15 protein-coding genes are annotated in these 14,996 nt (G+C 47.2%); all 15 read right to left on the bottom strand.

Annotated elements, in window-relative coordinates; translation table 11 throughout:
- The coding region (locus NTW12_15155; GenBank protein MCX5847669.1) for a formate dehydrogenase accessory sulfurtransferase FdhD at window positions 1-437 on the bottom strand (437 nt) is incomplete at its 3' end.
- A 33-nt stretch (window positions 438-470) separates the two neighbouring features.
- Window positions 471-1,685, bottom strand: a complete 1,215-nt coding sequence (locus NTW12_15150; GenBank protein MCX5847668.1) for a YcaO-like family protein — start codon at window positions 1,683-1,685, stop codon at window positions 471-473.
- A 32-nt stretch (window positions 1,686-1,717) separates the two neighbouring features.
- Window positions 1,718-1,876: a hypothetical protein gene (locus NTW12_15145; GenBank protein MCX5847667.1), complete on the bottom strand. Its 159-nt coding sequence runs from the start codon at window positions 1,874-1,876 to the stop codon at window positions 1,718-1,720.
- Window positions 1,877-1,921: 45 nt separating this feature from the next.
- Window positions 1,922-2,143: a YgiT-type zinc finger protein gene (locus tag NTW12_15140; protein MCX5847666.1), complete on the bottom strand. Its 222-nt coding sequence runs from the start codon at window positions 2,141-2,143 to the stop codon at window positions 1,922-1,924.
- On the bottom strand, window positions 2,140-2,457 hold the full coding sequence (locus NTW12_15135; protein MCX5847665.1) for a DUF4258 domain-containing protein: 318 nt from the start codon (window positions 2,455-2,457) through the stop codon (window positions 2,140-2,142). Before NTW12_15135 ends, NTW12_15140 begins: the two co-directional genes overlap by 4 nt.
- A 281-nt stretch (window positions 2,458-2,738) precedes the next feature.
- Window positions 2,739-4,559, bottom strand: a complete 1,821-nt coding sequence (locus tag NTW12_15130; protein MCX5847664.1) for a Swt1 family HEPN domain-containing protein — start codon at window positions 4,557-4,559, stop codon at window positions 2,739-2,741.
- 337 nt (window positions 4,560-4,896) lie between these two features.
- Window positions 4,897-7,821: an N-6 DNA methylase gene (locus NTW12_15125; protein ID MCX5847663.1), complete on the bottom strand. Its 2,925-nt coding sequence runs from the start codon at window positions 7,819-7,821 to the stop codon at window positions 4,897-4,899.
- The gene (locus tag NTW12_15120; protein MCX5847662.1) at window positions 7,821-8,081 is read right to left on the bottom strand and encodes a type II toxin-antitoxin system RelB/DinJ family antitoxin; all 261 of its coding nucleotides are present in this window, start codon (window positions 8,079-8,081) and stop codon (window positions 7,821-7,823) included. The genes NTW12_15125 and NTW12_15120 overlap by 1 nt, the downstream gene beginning before the upstream one ends.
- Window positions 8,082-8,263: 182 nt before the next feature.
- On the bottom strand, window positions 8,264-8,977 hold the full coding sequence (locus NTW12_15115) for a hypothetical protein (GenBank protein ID MCX5847661.1): 714 nt from the start codon (window positions 8,975-8,977) through the stop codon (window positions 8,264-8,266).
- A complete protein-coding gene (locus NTW12_15110; GenBank protein ID MCX5847660.1) occupies window positions 8,974-9,486 on the bottom strand; it encodes a hypothetical protein in 513 nt (170 codons plus the stop codon). The genes NTW12_15115 and NTW12_15110 overlap by 4 nt, the downstream gene beginning before the upstream one ends.
- Window positions 9,487-9,712: 226 nt before the next feature.
- Complete coding sequence (locus tag NTW12_15105) at window positions 9,713-10,999, bottom strand: cysteine desulfurase (GenBank protein ID MCX5847659.1); 1,287 nt, start codon at window positions 10,997-10,999, stop codon at window positions 9,713-9,715.
- A gap of 14 nt (window positions 11,000-11,013) precedes the next feature.
- Entirely contained in the window at window positions 11,014-12,033 is a 1,020-nt protein-coding gene (locus tag NTW12_15100) for a ThiF family adenylyltransferase (protein ID MCX5847658.1), read from the bottom strand.
- A gap of 354 nt (window positions 12,034-12,387) precedes the next feature.
- A complete protein-coding gene (locus NTW12_15095) occupies window positions 12,388-12,834 on the bottom strand; it encodes an MOSC domain-containing protein (protein ID MCX5847657.1) in 447 nt (148 codons plus the stop codon).
- Between the two features lie 128 nt (window positions 12,835-12,962).
- A complete protein-coding gene (gene cysE, locus NTW12_15090; protein MCX5847656.1) occupies window positions 12,963-13,709 on the bottom strand; it encodes a serine O-acetyltransferase in 747 nt (248 codons plus the stop codon).
- Between the two features lie 167 nt (window positions 13,710-13,876).
- A complete protein-coding gene (gene bioB, locus NTW12_15085; GenBank protein MCX5847655.1) occupies window positions 13,877-14,854 on the bottom strand; it encodes a biotin synthase BioB in 978 nt (325 codons plus the stop codon).
- Between the last annotated feature and the right edge of the window lie 142 nt (window positions 14,855-14,996).

Genomic DNA, 14,996 nt, shown 5'->3' with positions numbered 1-14,996 from the left:
AACTCCTTCATGGATCGCAGTATGTTTTGGAGTGGGAATGTATCCTGACTTGTCACCGGCAGAAATTTGTCATGTTTAAGGGGATTGATGTAGGTAAAGCATTTCCCACAACCTGACGTTACGCTGCGCAGACTTTCACACTTTTCGACCGATCTTCCGGGAGCAAGATCAATCATCACGGCAAAAAGGCGCTCATTATAGGTTATAGACGCTACATCGTCAATTGTATCAATAACGCCTTCACTGTAGAGAAACCCAAGGGCAAGTTCTTCCGTCAGCTGGTTGAGGCAAAGGAGGGAGGCGTATTCCGTGCCGTTAATATAGATCTTTAAAGATATTTCGCCGATCACGCTTTTTTCCGTATCGCACAACCTGATGGCGTCATCATCACAGATGATCTCTTTGACGGAAAAGTCGCTATATAATCTCTCGTCCATGGATGACCCCTTAACAAAGAATCCGCTGCTAAATCACTTTTCATCCGCAAGAGCTTTCATGGCCCTTTCTCCAACCCTTGTTTTGTCAAAACAATAGGTCTCCATTCCGGGAACGATCATCCGGACGGTGGGAATATCCACATCGGACCGTGTGAGATTGACGGCGATCACGCGATTCAACCCCCTCGCCCGGAGTTTGGAGATCATGTTTTGAATGTCCTCGTAAATGTCGGTGCTGTAGCCCACCTCGAGTTCCTTAATACCCTTTTGATGATAGGCATAGAAACGGGGGTCTTCCTCTTCGCCATGTCTCAGATAAAGAGGCACCGTTTCACACATCCCTTCAATGCCATATTTCTGGATAAAGAGGGCCCGGGTCGTCGCAATCTCGAGAAGAGCGCGAACCGTTGCAACCTTGGGATCCAGATGGGCTCCGAAGCCGTCTATGGGCGCCATGGTCCGGTGTAGCAAATCGCGGGAAAAAGCAGCGACAACAGGCATCCCCACATCCGTGGTGATATCTTTGGCCACCATTTCGATACCCGCTTTTTCAAACTTTTTGAAAATGCCGATGATGAATTCGTTCTCCTGGTCGTCTTCGATAAAGATGGCATCGTGGAAATGCTGCGTGTACTGAGTAATACTCCAGGCATCTCGTTCTATGACCTCTGCAAGACCGTGAATCACAGCCTCCTCCATGGTATTCCCGGCGGCAATACCGTTGGTATGGGTTTTCGTCAATAAGACGCCGTCTTCGTGATAGGGATGATAGACCGCGCATGCCGGGACCAGAATATCCTCTTCTCCGGCAAGGTCACACCCCCACGCCCAGTAGATTTCCTTGTTATGATCATAATCGCTGAACTGTGACAGAATAAGATCCCGCGGATCAAGGACGTTGAATTTCGATATGAGATCGCGATAACTCCCTTTGACAAGTTTATCCAGATACTCTTTCCGGAATTCGGAACAGTAGCGCTCGATCGCTTCCATGGTAATGGAGACCTGCGCCTGGATCGGGGAAACGCCTTTGCCCGTGTGGCTTGTCGCCGAACCGTCGGGCCTGATGCGATCACAAGTAAAAACCGGGATCCCGATCCTATCCACTTCCGTGGCGTTTCTAAATGACAGCATCCCGGCCGTTTCCTTGATTCTTTCTATAAACTGCAAGGTGTCGGCCGGTGTCTTGGAGCGGTGGGTCTCCAAGATATAGACTTTGGGACATTCTTTGAGGGTTATGCTGGGCATCTTTCTTTTTACCTCCATAAGATCAGCTAAATTTAAGGTAATACACCATCAAAATGGTAAAGCCAGTACTTGGCATAAGACCAGAATCCTTCAATGCCGTTGAGGTGATCGCGGCCATTGGGTTTTCCCTTATCCTTCTTGATGACCACATGATTGCCGCGAATGTCCGGGAACGTATATGCGCCAATCATCGGTAGAGCAGTAGAAATGTGAACCTGACCCCAATTACCATCATTTTATGCCGCAAAATTAAGGATTTCCACCTCTGCACCACGGTCCATCCTGCTGATTATGTCGTCAACCTTTTGCATGATCTGATCTTCAATGAGATATTCGCTGCAATTGCCGCACTGCAGCACGGGCAGATTTTTAATGATGATAATGGCGTGAATATCAGTTTTAAACGGAAGATCTGTAATGACCTTCACCAAATCGTTTCCGCATGTGTGGCAGTTCATAGCATCCTCCTGGTCTTGCCATTGGATTTCCATTTGTCACTTGATGGCTTATAAGCTGTTATAATTATTACTACATCATTATTGATATCCATTGTAACATGTAAATGAAAAACCTCATTGGCGTAAGTTGCATAAATCAAGTAACTCGGCAGATATTTGTCATCCTTATACTCCTCAATTACCTCATAAGTGTCCACGGATGAAATTATCGACTGCCTTGGAATATGCCGTTTACGAAGTCTCATGTTGACATGGTACGTCCAGTATATTCTGCCATTGCTAATACAAGATTTTATAAAGTCCAGCGGTTTCATTCCGAGATACCCTTTCCTGATGATACGATCCTATGATTCGATAATCTTGATCTCTGCATCCGTCAATCCATACAGTTCATAAACCAGCCGGTCGATCTGGCTGTCCGTAGCGTCGATCCGGCGCTGGAGAAAGAAATAGGGGACAGCCACCGATTATCATGCGTATCAATTAGTGGCTGTCCCTCCCACTGATTATCCCAGCAAGTATGTTTTTGACGAGGATGCGTTTCTCTGCCAAGTATCGGATTGCAACCCAAAGTGTTCCGCCTCTTAAATAACGGTCACTTGATTGCACTGAGCAACCGCCTGATTTCTGCAACAAGGTATAACTCATCTTCCTTGGTCACAATCCGGGCATGCGTGACCGCCAAACGAATTGGCTGAAGCCGTTGTAGTGATTCACGAACGCTTTCCTTTTTCTTGAACATAGTCTCAAAGATTTCTCGCCAGTGGTCTTTCCGGCAGATGATCGTTTCATAGTCAGTGAAATCAGCAACTTCTATGAATGTCAACATTCCCCCGTTGCGTTCGGCCCGTTCTTTCTTGAACTCCCACTTTTCATAAAGCTCGGATGCTAAACGTTTTTTCGGCCAATTAGGACCGTAACGGGAAGTCATTTTTTCATCAATAAACTGACGCAACCGCCTCTCAAATCTCTGCAAACGGTCATGGCACCTATTCGTTCGTTGCAGGTCAGTTTCTTCTTTTGGATCAGTCGAGGGCAAGGCAGCAGACCCGTGCAGCTCCAAATCTAGAGACACACCATCAAGACCCGCAATTCCAAGGCCTTGGTGAAAGGCTGCGTCTGGGAAATCAGTAAGCGCCGTGTTGAACCCACGATTGACATAGAAATCAGTCCGAGCGACAGGGTCGATGAAGACCGACTTCGGGAAAGTAATCTTGTCTCGCCAGTCACCAAGATCGAGCCGAAGAGACGTCGTAAATTCCGGATCGAATCCCTTCATCGTCCTGAGTGCATTACCCATGCACTGCAACTCAAGGATAGCCGTAACGGACCTTGCTGCATCTTCTCTATGAAGCCAAGGGGTCGTGATTGCTTCAAGGGAGCGTTGCCGGTCAAGAAAGATGTCGTTGGCATGTCTCTGAGCGAACTCGGAAACAGCTCCGACTTGATATGACTCTAGAAGGTGTGTCGCCTCGAATGCCTGCGGAAGCCGAAACATGGCTTCATGGCTTTTCAGTAAGTCACGAAACTCCTGTTGTTGTTTTTCCATCTCGGCTACGATGACAGAAGACATGGTCTCTCTCTGGGCCTGGCCCAGAGCAGTTTCCCTGATCAGTGCCTCGTTGCGGTAGATCTCCTTTGCCAACATGGTACTTGCAGAGATTTCTGCAAGATAACGTTTCTCGATTTCGAACAGCTCTTGTTCACGTTCAAAGTGCATGGCTTTGGCCACACTCACCGCGTTCTCTTCTATATAACGTCTTGCATCTTTAAACGGATCAATTACCCGCATGCGGTCTTGATCGTGTTTCATGATCCTTTCCATGACAGCAGTTGCAGAGTTCTCTATCAGATATCGGTTTGTTTCCGCAAGGGTGCCATGTGCTAACTGCTGCATAGCCTTAGCTGTTCCCGTTTTTGTCTGCTTCTTCAGTCGCTCGCTCCGTACTGAAAAATAGTGACGATATAACCGAACCAGATAGTTGGTGCTGCCCTCGGCATCCCCCTTCGGAAGGTCGATGGTTATCGGTGTGTGGGAGACACCTTCCACTTCGTTGCTCCTAACCTGTCGTTCACCGTCCATATAGGAGTGCAGAAGCCATCTGTTGTGAGCAATAAATTCCCGGGCGAAAATCTCAACCTCCGCATCCGTGATCTTGCTGATTTCTTCATCTGTGAATCCTTCTTCCTTCCGAACCTGCGCGTCCTCCTGGCCATCTCCAGTCATAGTTTTTTTACCGACCAGACTCAGCACTTTCCGGGCAAAATTCAAGCCAACCACATCTGACATCATGAGTGTTTTAGTCAAGTTTGAACTCATCTTGTCGTTCAGCGATCCACAATGCACCTGACCCAGTGCTTTGGTCTCGAGATCGAAGTCGTGCATACGTGAAGGGCTGCTTATGTCAATTCTCATATCGTATTACCAAATAACAGGTATCGTGGCTTGCATTTGTTTGATAAGATATTGCTTTCTGATAGGAAAAATATAGGAAAGTTCCGTTTGTATGTCAATTATTTTTTTCCCACAATATGTTGTGTCGGTGTGTGATGGTTGAGAACTGTAATATTGTAAAAGGGGACAGGGAGCCATCGATTGTCGCATACGGTGCAGATATTTGTGATTTGCCGGGACTCAAAAGGCATATTTGAGTCTTTTTCGGACAGGCCCGTCTCTTACGCCTCTTGTTCATGATGCGTTATGGCGTTAATTAGGGACAGATGTCCCCGATTCTCCACATTTTTTCGCCAATTCAATCCTTCTCTTCAACGATTTTAATTTCTTCTTCTGTCAAATCATAGAGTTCGTAAACGAGCCGGTCGATCTGGCTGTCCATGGCGTCTATCCGGCGCTGGAGGACCGTTTTGTCATGATCCGTATTTGCTTCTGCCAGTTTCTTGTTAAGCGTAAGCATCTGCTCGACCAGGGCCACCATCCTGTCGTGGCGGGCCTTGTCGGCGGGGTCGGTGAAGTTGATGGTGCGAACCGGCAATTTCTTCACATCTCCAACTGACAACCGGGGAAAACTTTTTGTTACTATCTTGTTGGAAACGTATGGATATAAAAACGATAGTAGCTGCGAGTTTAGTATTCCAAGGAGATACTTCATTGACAACTGCGTTGATGATGATGGATTAACATTCAATATTGTTTTGTAGTGGCAATATGTTTCCTCAGTATAACAAGCTTGAATGTGGCGACTCTTTTTCCCAGCAATTTCTCGAATAAGAATTCTTGGCCCCGTAAGCCAATCCATAGTTCTATAATCGTGTAGCCAAGGACCATATTTAATCCACTCACCTCTTTCCCTTGTTATTAAATATCGCGACACGTCCTTTCCTGCCAATTCGGGTAGGTAGTCATTAGCAAGCTTAGTGGCGGCGTGAAAAACACGTTTTTTAATCTGTTCTGGCGTATGTTTCAAGCTGTTATAGGCTTGACAACCTAAAGAGGCGCGCGCAACCTCATCAAGTCGTGGCCAATTATTTAGTATCTTGATTACCAACCCTCCTGCATTACCACCCAATCGGGTTTCAAAAACATAACCATCGGCATTTGCCCATGATCGTTGCGTTACAAGAGCGGGTTCACAATTTTCCAGCTCTCGAGATGTTGATATCTCAGAAGGTTTTTTTATCTTAATCTTATGATTTGTTTTCGGTAAAGTTTTATATAAAAAAATGAGAGCTGTATGTACATCTGCTGCTTTGAAAACATAGTGGTCAAAGACAACTATTTCGCAGATTTCTGATTGATCAAGTATAAATTTTCTAAGTTTATCAGTAAATTTCAAAGTTAACCAAGTGTTGGGGACAATATAACCCATCCTTCCATCTTTTCTTATTAGGTCAATGCCACGTTGAATGAAAAGATGAAATAGGTCCATTTTGTATTGAGATACTTCGTATATCTTTAGGTAATCTGTAACGGCATCAGGATGTTTATCGCTCCTCATAACTAAATACGGCGGATTGCCGATAACCGCATCAAATCCCCCATCTTTGAAGATTTCCGGAAACTCCTTTTCCCAGTCGAAGACATTCACCCGATACTGATCATCTTCATCAAAGAACCCCGCCTGTTTCCCATCGTAGAAATCCGGGCCGATGAGGGAATTGCCACACTTGATGTTGCTTCCCAGATCGGGGAGCGCCCTTTCGCGGAAGAGCCTGAGCTGACTGGAAAGGGTTTGTTCGTTTTCCCCTTCGAGAACTTTGAGAAGGAGGGAGAGCTTAGTGACTTCCACAGCCTGGTGATCGATATCCACGCCATAGATGTTGTTGAGGAGGATGCGCTTCCGCTCCGCCGTTGTCAACCGCCACTCGCCGCGAATGACCTGATAGAGGGTCGGGTTTCTGCCTTTTGCCCACTTTTCGGGATCGTCTGCCATGTACTGATCACGGTACCAATCAAGGAGATATTGATAGGCGCCGATAAGGAAGGAACCGGAACCGCAGGCGGGATCGAGGATGCGGATATTGCTCGCGCTCCCACGGGGTCCTGGCTTTTTTCCTTCCAGGAGTTTTCCCACCGTATTTTTCACGATGTAATCGACAATGTACGTCGGGGTGTAGTAGACGCCGCCCGCTTTTTTGACTTCCGGTTTTTCCTCCACTTTCGCCCGGTGTCCCGGTGTTAGATAGATGACCTTTCCCAGAAACTGCTCATAGACCAGGCCCAGGATGTCGGCGGGGAGGACGGAAAATTCATAAGGGCTTTCAGGATAATAGAGGCTTTTGAAGATATCCTTCAATGGCTTATCATCGATGGAAAGATTAAGGGTCAAGTCGTCCGGCGGTTCAAAACGGCCTTTCTCTTCCCGGAAATGAAAGAGGCCGGAATTGTATTTATCGTCGGCGTTGTAATAGATTTGAATCAAACGCTGATAGATATTCATACCGTTCTGAAGGGCCATAAGCTGGACGTCCGGTTCGATACCTCTGTCTTCGCAGATGCGCAGGAAGATGATCCGGTCGATCGTTCGGCCTACGGCGAAATTGAGTTCCCGCTGGGTAAGCTTCGGATTGCGGAGGGCGATATTCTGTGCCAGAGACTGCCGCCAGACCTCGATCTCGGAAAGGAAGGCCTTATCCACCTCGGCAGTGCCTTTCTTGAGCCGGGCCGTATCCGCATATTTATCGAAGGAGCCCTTCAAGACTGCTTCCTTGGAGAAAACGGCGGCGATCTCTTCCCAGCGAGGAAGATAATCCCGATCATTGAGGTACATTATACGTGCGGTGGATGCCTTGTCGTTCTTATCCGGTTTGATCCGGCAGTCATAGACAACAAATTCCTCGAAATCGGTCAGGATGGAAAGGGGAAGCTTTGCGGACCAGGCGTACCGACGCAGTTGATAAGCAGGACCGATTTCTTCGGCAATATTCACGGATGGTTTTTTTGCTTCCACGAAAAATTTTCGCGTACCTCCGATGCGGAAGCAGTAATCCGGGGCTTTCGTGGCGCCTCCGACCTTGATGGCATCCTCATGGATGACATCTTTGTATGCCTCAGCGTGACCGACAGTGTTGTCTACATCCCACCCCAGAGCCTTGAAGAACGGATCGATAAATTCCCGGCGCAGTTGCGTTTCGTTATATCTGCCCGAATGGTAAGATTCACGATGAAGGTCAAAGCGTTCAACTAACTCAATTATTTCTTTGGAAACGGGCGTCCGCATCAGACACCCAGTTTCTTAAACATATCATCGGCGTCTTTACATTCCGTAAGACCCTTGCCGGACTCGCTGTCCCGGAATACGGTAATCGTCTCGTCATTCGGGATTTCCACGGGGAAGGGCAAACCTCGCCTTAATTTTACCTGACGAAAGAAAATATTGATCGCTTCTGTTGTGGACAGTCCCAGTGACTTCAGGATTTTCTCCACCTCTTCTTTCAGCTCTCTTTCCGTCCGGGCGTTGATCATTGCTGTTCGTGCCATGATGTTTACCTCAATTTGTTTTGAATTATTGTATGACATATGCTTTACGCTTTCAAGGCTTCTTTTGCGTGGTGTCAAACTATGCCTTATCGTCTGGGTTATGTGCTTTTTTTTCAGGTTAAGAGCGGTATTCCTGCAATTTCTAACCTAGATGATTTTTTTGGAAATGGTGAACTTGATTATCACACATCATGTTGCATATTTGCTATCTCTTCCAAGAGCGCTATAAGCCGCGGCAACCGTGCTTGGCTTGCACGATCGGGTAGCAATTGTCCTGGAATCGCATCAAGAAAATTTTCATCAGCCAAGAATATTCGAAACGTTGTGGAAAGAAAAGTTTTTAATTCATCAGAGGAACTTTTTATTTCATCAATGATTTCGCGACGTCCATCCAGAACAGTTATAATGTCTTCCATGTCGTGACTTGCCATATAATCTCCCTTGCCGCGTCCCTTAAAAGCTTCGATTTTTGTTGCAAGAAAATAAGGGGGAGTAACAAGTTTAATTGCAAGTTCTTTTTCGAACTCCACATAATTTGCATTTTCAATGGCAGGCAGATACCAACGGTTGGAGAATCCGAGAATATCCTCTTGAGTAGGCATGATATCAACTTTAATACCATTGACCAGCCAGCGACACGACGGCGCATCTTCACTCATATCATTTCTAAAACCCTTGCTTCGAAGATCTACTTCAAGCCTGTAGTATTCCGCCCTTGTAGCAATATCAATAATGACATCCACATCCTTTGTTACCCGGACTTCCGGCATCGCAGGGTCCGTAATGAATAATCCCGTGGCACAACCACCGACGAAAACTACTTTCTCCCTAAGATTACCAAGTCGCCTGGCCACAGTAGTGATCATTTGGATATTCACATCTCCGGTATTGATCATGATGATTCCAAACGTGCTTTGAGTTCTGTGATGGCGATTTCTCTTTCGCGGGTTCTTCCGTCGCGGATTGCATCAACTAAGGCCAATAATTCATAAAGCTTTCTATCTTTTAAAGCAGCCTTCGGAACAGACTTATAAAGGGGCGAAAATTCATATCCACGAACAGTGCCTTCCGGATCAGGCCATACGGGAGGAGGTTCCGTCGGTTGAGAAATCATGTCTTTGAGGGGGGGAGCTGCATATGAGGTAGGAATGCCTCGGGTAAGGCTACCATGATCAGGTGGGAAGGCATATTTAATACCGTGAATGAGAAATTCTTCAAAAGACTTTTTTAGAAGGCGCCCTTTTTGCGAGCCCATTAAATGTGCTGCAACCGCACGCCTTATACCTGCATGGACCTCGGACGTGCTCATATACAAATCACTGGCCAGGGATGCATAAGACCACTGGGCTTTCCCGAGTGAGACAAGTTTCAGGAGAATAAATATATCTTGGGGTTTAAGAATCATGGCGAGATTATATTCGCGATTCGCGAATAGCGCAAGACATTTTTTCAATTTGATATTGTTTTGAGTTGTGTAGCAATGCCCAGATACAGTTACCACAATCGGCGACTTGTATTTGAAGCCTGGTTACCCCGTCTTCTCTAACGGCATATTTACATCTCTGTGTCCTTGCATTCGGTATCCGTTTTCAACGTTTTTAAACACGGGAGGTATTCCTGCAATTTCTAACCTAGATGATTTTTTTTGAAATGATGGAAATCATTGAGTCTATAAACATATCAATTTCTTCGGTGGTGTTATACAGATAGAAGCTTGCCCGGACAACCCCCTGGGCATTAAGACTTCGAGTAAGCGGAAATGCGCACAACCCCCCAGCTCTTACCGCGATTCCGTCATCGTTGAGGAAATTCGCGATAACATTCGGACTGACGATTTCACCATTCTTGATGATATTGAAGGAGATTATCCCGCACCTTTTTGTACTCTCTGCCGGTGCATAAACGATTACCCCATCAGTCGCGCGCAATTTTGCCAGCGCGTAACCGGCAAGTTCCGTTTCATATTTGAAGACGTTTTCCATCCCGATTTTCCCGAGATAGTCTATGGCGCCTTCGAGTATGTCGCCAGTATTCGGATCAATCGCACCCCCAAGCGCTATTGCACCGCATACCTCCGGGGTACCTGCCTCGAACTTCCAGGGCAGCTCGTTCCAGGTTGCACGTTCCAGCGTCACATCGGCAATCATGCCACCCCCCGACAGAAACGGCGGCATTTTTTCCAGAAGATCTTTTTTTCCATGTAAGACGCCAATCCCCAGAGGGGCCAGCATCTTGTGGCCGGAAAAGGCGAAGAAATCGCAATCGATGTCCTGGACGTTTACCGGCATGTGCGGCGCTGACTGCGTCCCATCAACCAGAACGAGCGCCCCAGCTTCATGGGCAACTTTTGCGACCTCTCTTACCGGATTTATTGTTCCCAGCACGTTCGAAACGTGCGCACAGCAGACAAGCCGTGTTTTGTCGGTTATATGTTTCCGTATATCATCAGGGTCAACTGTTCCTTTATCACTTATTCCCACCACAGTAATCGTTATTCCGAATAATTCCTTGAGCCTCTGCCAGGGGACAAGATTGGAGTGGTGTTCTGAAATGGGGATTATGATCTCATCGCCCGGTGAGAGCCCGATGGTCTTATCCATACAAAACGCGAGGGAATAACAGACAAGGTTTATGGCTTCCGTGCTGTTGCGGACAAAGACAATTTCCTGATAAGTCTTGGCGCCGACAAACCTGGCAACATTTTCGTGCGCCTGTCTGTACATCGCGGACGCGGTATTGCTTATCTCATGCGTTGATCTGCTGACCGCGGCGTTATATTTTGAATAGTACGTTTGAATCGTGTTCAGCACCTGGACAGGCTTCTGCGTCGTGGCGGCATTGTCGAAGTATATTATGTTTCTGCCGCCTATTTTCTGTTTTAGAAAAGGAAAATCTTCTCTGATTTTAGATATATCCATATGTCGTGCGGCCTTCATACTCCAATATATTTTGAGAAGAGAATTTTTGCTTCAGATTCGTCCGTTGTCCCCTTTATGATTGTCCTGCCGTCATGAAACACAGTAAACTCATAAGGTTTTATTGTGAACTTGAGCATGTAATCATTGTACGATACCTCTCCGTGCGGTCTTAGCCTCGATGCAAGATCATGAAAAGAAACACTTGTCAATACAGGCGGAGATATCTGAACAGCATTCTGTCCGCACAGACCGGCAAGGCGCGTTCCCTTCTTCTGCTCAAGGAAGGCGAATTGTCTGTCATCGCAGACAGGGCATCTCTTACTGTCCTTCTTAAGCTCAAATACTTTCCATGTTCCATACCAGACATCGATATAGATCAGTTTATTTATCAACGAGTCTTGCTTCCCCATAAGGATCTTCAATCCCTCGGTCACTTCGACGGAAGCAATCATGTTGACCGCGGTTCCCAGTACACCCACAGTATCGCACGTAGGCGAGTCACCGGGGCCAGGCAGTTCGCCGATGAAGCATCTTAAACATGGCGTTTTTTCAGGAATGATCGTAAAGCTCATCCCGTACGTTGCCACCACCCCTGCGTATATCCACGGAATGCCCAGTTTCACGCAGGCATCGTTTATCAAAAAGCGGGTTTCAAAATTATCCGTGCCGTCAAGCACGATATCGGTGTCTCTTATAATTTGTTCGATATTGTCCGCAGTCAGGTCAGCGACAACAGGATCGATGGTTATCTCGGAGTTGATGCGCCTCAGCTTTTCTGCCGCGGCTATCGCTTTGGGTAACCCTCTTTTGATGTCATCCTCGTCAAATAATACTTGGCGCGGCAGGTTGTCGAGCTCAATGAAATCGCGGTCGACAATCGTCACCTTGCCGACCCCGGACCTCACCAGGCTGTTCGCGATTACTGAACCCAGCGCGCCACAGCCCGCAACGACTGCAGACGCGCCGTTTAGCCTCTTCTGGCCTTCTTCGCCGATTTCAGCAAGAAGCAATTGTTTGAAATACCTATTGGTCATATACTGTAGTTGTCCGAAGTGAGATTTTCTTTCTTTGCCTTCTGCCTCTCCACCATATCCGCCAGTGTGGTGGACGTCAATATCCTATCTATACTTTCTGCGATTTCATTCCACCTTTATGTTATCGACTTTGTCTATGAAAATGATAGACAACATTGCTAAATTGTCAATATAAATTTCATACTGTCTGCTTAGTCACGTTTTTATAAATAAATACTTAGCCTGACAGCGAGGAAACTAATCGCGAAGAGAATGAATGGGATGAAATCTCCGAGATTTGTTCACTAAGGAAGGTTAATCCGCAAGCGACTTTCGTTAAAAAGAAGGAATGTGGAGGCGGATATGATTATCCTCTTACTCGGCAAGCTCGATCTGATCACCTACCTGAACTTCACCACCGCTTAAAACTTTCACAAATATCCCTTCCCGGGGCATAACACAGTCACCGACCGTGTAAAAGATGTTGCACCGTTCATGACAGACCTTGCCGATTTGTGTGACTTCCAAGAGGACTTTGTCCCCGACTTTCAACCGGGTACCGATAGGAAGAGACGGCAGATCAATTCCCTCGGTGGTGAGATTTTCCGCAAAATCTCCATATTGTACATTAAGTCCCTTTGCTCTGATTTTTTCAATGCTTTCTTTCGCAAGCAGGCTGACCTGCCGGATACCGCTCTCCGCATGGGCGTCATCTTTGAGACCGATGTTTTCCATAAGCAAACTGCAGACAACATTATGCTTTTTTTCACCTTTTTCCTGAGATATATTGACGGACAGAATCTTACCTTGTATCTTTTTCATGTGAAAGTACCTACCCCATTCCTTGTTTATAGTTTGCGTTACTTCAAAATCCCCCCGTGCCCCCCTTTTCCAAAGGGGGGCACAATGCATTTCTTCCCCCTTTGTAAAGGGGGGAAGCATCAGTTAGTCTAAATGCCGGCCCCGACTGAGAAGTCTTCCTCCGGCGAAAAAATGCGCAGGATCTCCTGCTTCTTTTCTTCCACGTACTGATCCAGTTCAACCCTGATCCCTTGCTGCTGTTCGATCTCAGCCATTCTCTTTTCCAGGGTCCCAATCTGCCTGCCCTGAAAGTTGAAAGCCTCGGCAATGGGATCGGGAAGTTTGTTGTCCGTCATCTCCTGGATTTCCTTACCGGAGAATCCCAGACCAAGCCTGGCAGGCACGCCGACGGCTATAGCCCCGGCGGGGACGTCATGGATTACCAGAGACGCGGCCCCGATACGCGCCCCGTCCCCGATCAAGATAGGCCCCAAAACGATGGTTCCTGACCCGATCAGGACATTATTTCCCACAGTGGGGTGACGTTTTTTCTTTTGCAGGGTCACTCCACCCAGAATAACCCCCTGATAGATGAGCACGTCATCTCCGATTTCTGTCGTCTCACCGATGACAACGCCGGAGCCGTGATCGATGAAAAAGCGGCGTCCAATCGTTGCGCCGGGGTGGATTTCGATACCCGTCAGGAAGCGGTTGATATGGGAAAGCAGTCTGGCACAAAAGCACCATTTCTTCTGCCATAGATAGTGGGCGATCCGGTGTATCCAGATGGCGTGGAGCCCCGGATAGCAGGTAATGACTTCTATCATACTTCTGGCAGCAGGGTCCTTTTTGAATACCGTCTGAACATCTTCTTTTATCGTTTCAAAAAATTTCATCTAAAAAATACCTACTCTACTCATTGTTTATATTTTGCTTTGCCTCAAAATCCCCCCGTGCCCCCCTTTTTAAAAGGGGGGATCAAGGCTTTTCTGCCCCCTTTTTGAAAGGGGGTCAGGGGGATTTCCAATATCCTCTGTGATGGCATAGCATCATGAATGTTTTATCAATCAGTAATTTCCGTAACGGTAAATCCCGCTTGTTTAATCATGTCCATGTCGGCTTGATACCCCTGTCCTGGTGTGGTCAGGTAGCCTACGGTAAACATCGAATTGGCAGCATACAGAGACAATACCTGCATGCTGCCGATACATGCTTCCCGGCCTCCGGCAATGCGGATTTCCCTGTCCGGATTTACAAAACGGAACATCGCGAGCGTACGGAGACAGTCCGCAGGTGTCAGTCTGGTAAGCCCCTCCAGTGGAGTGCCGGGACGCGGGTCAAGGAAATTAAGAGGTATGGAATCCGCATCCAAATCACGCAAGGAAAACGCAAGATTCACCCTATCTTCTATATCTTCTCCCATACCGACAAGTCCCCCGCTGCACAGTTCGAGACCGGCTGCTTTCGCGGTCCTGGCCGTTGTAACACGGTCGGAGTAGTCATGGGTGGTACAGAAAGAAGAATAGAACCGCTCCGAGCTCTCCAGGTTGTGATTGTATCGGTCAACACCGGCTTGCTTTAATCGCGCTGCCTGCTTCTCCGACAATAATCCCAGGGATGTGCAGATCTGTACGGGCACTTCATGCTTAATCAGCCGGGCAGCCTCACAGATCGTCTCCATGTCTTTTTCCGATGGGGTACGTCCACTGGTTACGATGCAGTACCGCACAGCCGTCAACCTCTGAGCATCACGCGCTCCTTCCAGAATCTGCTCGACCGATTGCCTTGGGTATTTTTGTATAGCACTATCCGACACGGCGGACTGACTGCAGAACGAACAGTTTTCTGTACATAATCCGCTTTTCGCGTTGCGGATAACATGGATGCTTACACCGCGCCCGAAGTAATGGCGGCGAATCGCAAACGCTGCGTCCAGAACGGCCAGAATATCGTCATCCGAAGATTGCATGACGGCAAGCGCCTCGTCATAGATTATCTGCCCGCCCGTCAATACGCGCTCACTCAGTTCATTCCATTTCATATTACTTAGTTCGTCCTGAAAAATAAGGTTTTTAAAAGTTTTTTGTTGTTCTGTTCTTTGACAACTGAAGATAATTGTGGATGAGAACGGATTTCCGGGACGATTTCCCCTATGCGGCCCGTTTCATCTCCCTTAAGGCTTG

This window comes from Deltaproteobacteria bacterium, from assembly GCA_026388545.1.
In the GTDB taxonomy this organism is placed as follows: domain Bacteria; phylum Desulfobacterota; class Syntrophia; order Syntrophales; family UBA2185; genus JAPLJS01.
The sequence above is the reverse complement of the archived record's forward strand: the minus strand, read 5'-3'. Positions and strand labels throughout refer to the sequence as shown.

Bases quoted from the DNA above. Each gene is read 5' to 3' on its own strand.
- NTW12_15150 (MCX5847668.1), bottom strand. From the start codon at position 1,685: ATGCCCAGCATAACCCTCAAAGAATGTCCCAAAGTCTATATCTTGGAG.
- NTW12_15145 (MCX5847667.1), bottom strand. From the start codon at position 1,876: ATGATTGGCGCATATACGTTCCCGGACATTCGCGGCAATCATGTGGTC.
- NTW12_15140 (MCX5847666.1), bottom strand. From the start codon at position 2,143: ATGAACTGCCACACATGCGGAAACGATTTGGTGAAGGTCATTACAGAT.
- NTW12_15135 (MCX5847665.1), bottom strand. From the start codon at position 2,457: ATGAAACCGCTGGACTTTATAAAATCTTGTATTAGCAATGGCAGAATA.
- NTW12_15130 (MCX5847664.1), bottom strand. From the start codon at position 4,559: ATGAGAATTGACATAAGCAGCCCTTCACGTATGCACGACTTCGATCTC.
- NTW12_15125 (MCX5847663.1), bottom strand. From the start codon at position 7,821: ATGCGGACGCCCGTTTCCAAAGAAATAATTGAGTTAGTTGAACGCTTT.
- NTW12_15120 (MCX5847662.1), bottom strand. From the start codon at position 8,081: ATGGCACGAACAGCAATGATCAACGCCCGGACGGAAAGAGAGCTGAAA.
- NTW12_15115 (MCX5847661.1), bottom strand. From the start codon at position 8,977: ATGATCAATACCGGAGATGTGAATATCCAAATGATCACTACTGTGGCC.
- NTW12_15110 (MCX5847660.1), bottom strand. From the start codon at position 9,486: ATGATTCTTAAACCCCAAGATATATTTATTCTCCTGAAACTTGTCTCA.
- NTW12_15105 (MCX5847659.1), bottom strand. From the start codon at position 10,999: ATGGATATATCTAAAATCAGAGAAGATTTTCCTTTTCTAAAACAGAAA.
- NTW12_15100 (MCX5847658.1), bottom strand. From the start codon at position 12,033: ATGACCAATAGGTATTTCAAACAATTGCTTCTTGCTGAAATCGGCGAA.
- NTW12_15095 (MCX5847657.1), bottom strand. From the start codon at position 12,834: ATGAAAAAGATACAAGGTAAGATTCTGTCCGTCAATATATCTCAGGAA.
- cysE (MCX5847656.1), bottom strand. From the start codon at position 13,709: ATGAAATTTTTTGAAACGATAAAAGAAGATGTTCAGACGGTATTCAAA.
- bioB (MCX5847655.1), bottom strand. From the start codon at position 14,854: ATGAAATGGAATGAACTGAGTGAGCGCGTATTGACGGGCGGGCAGATA.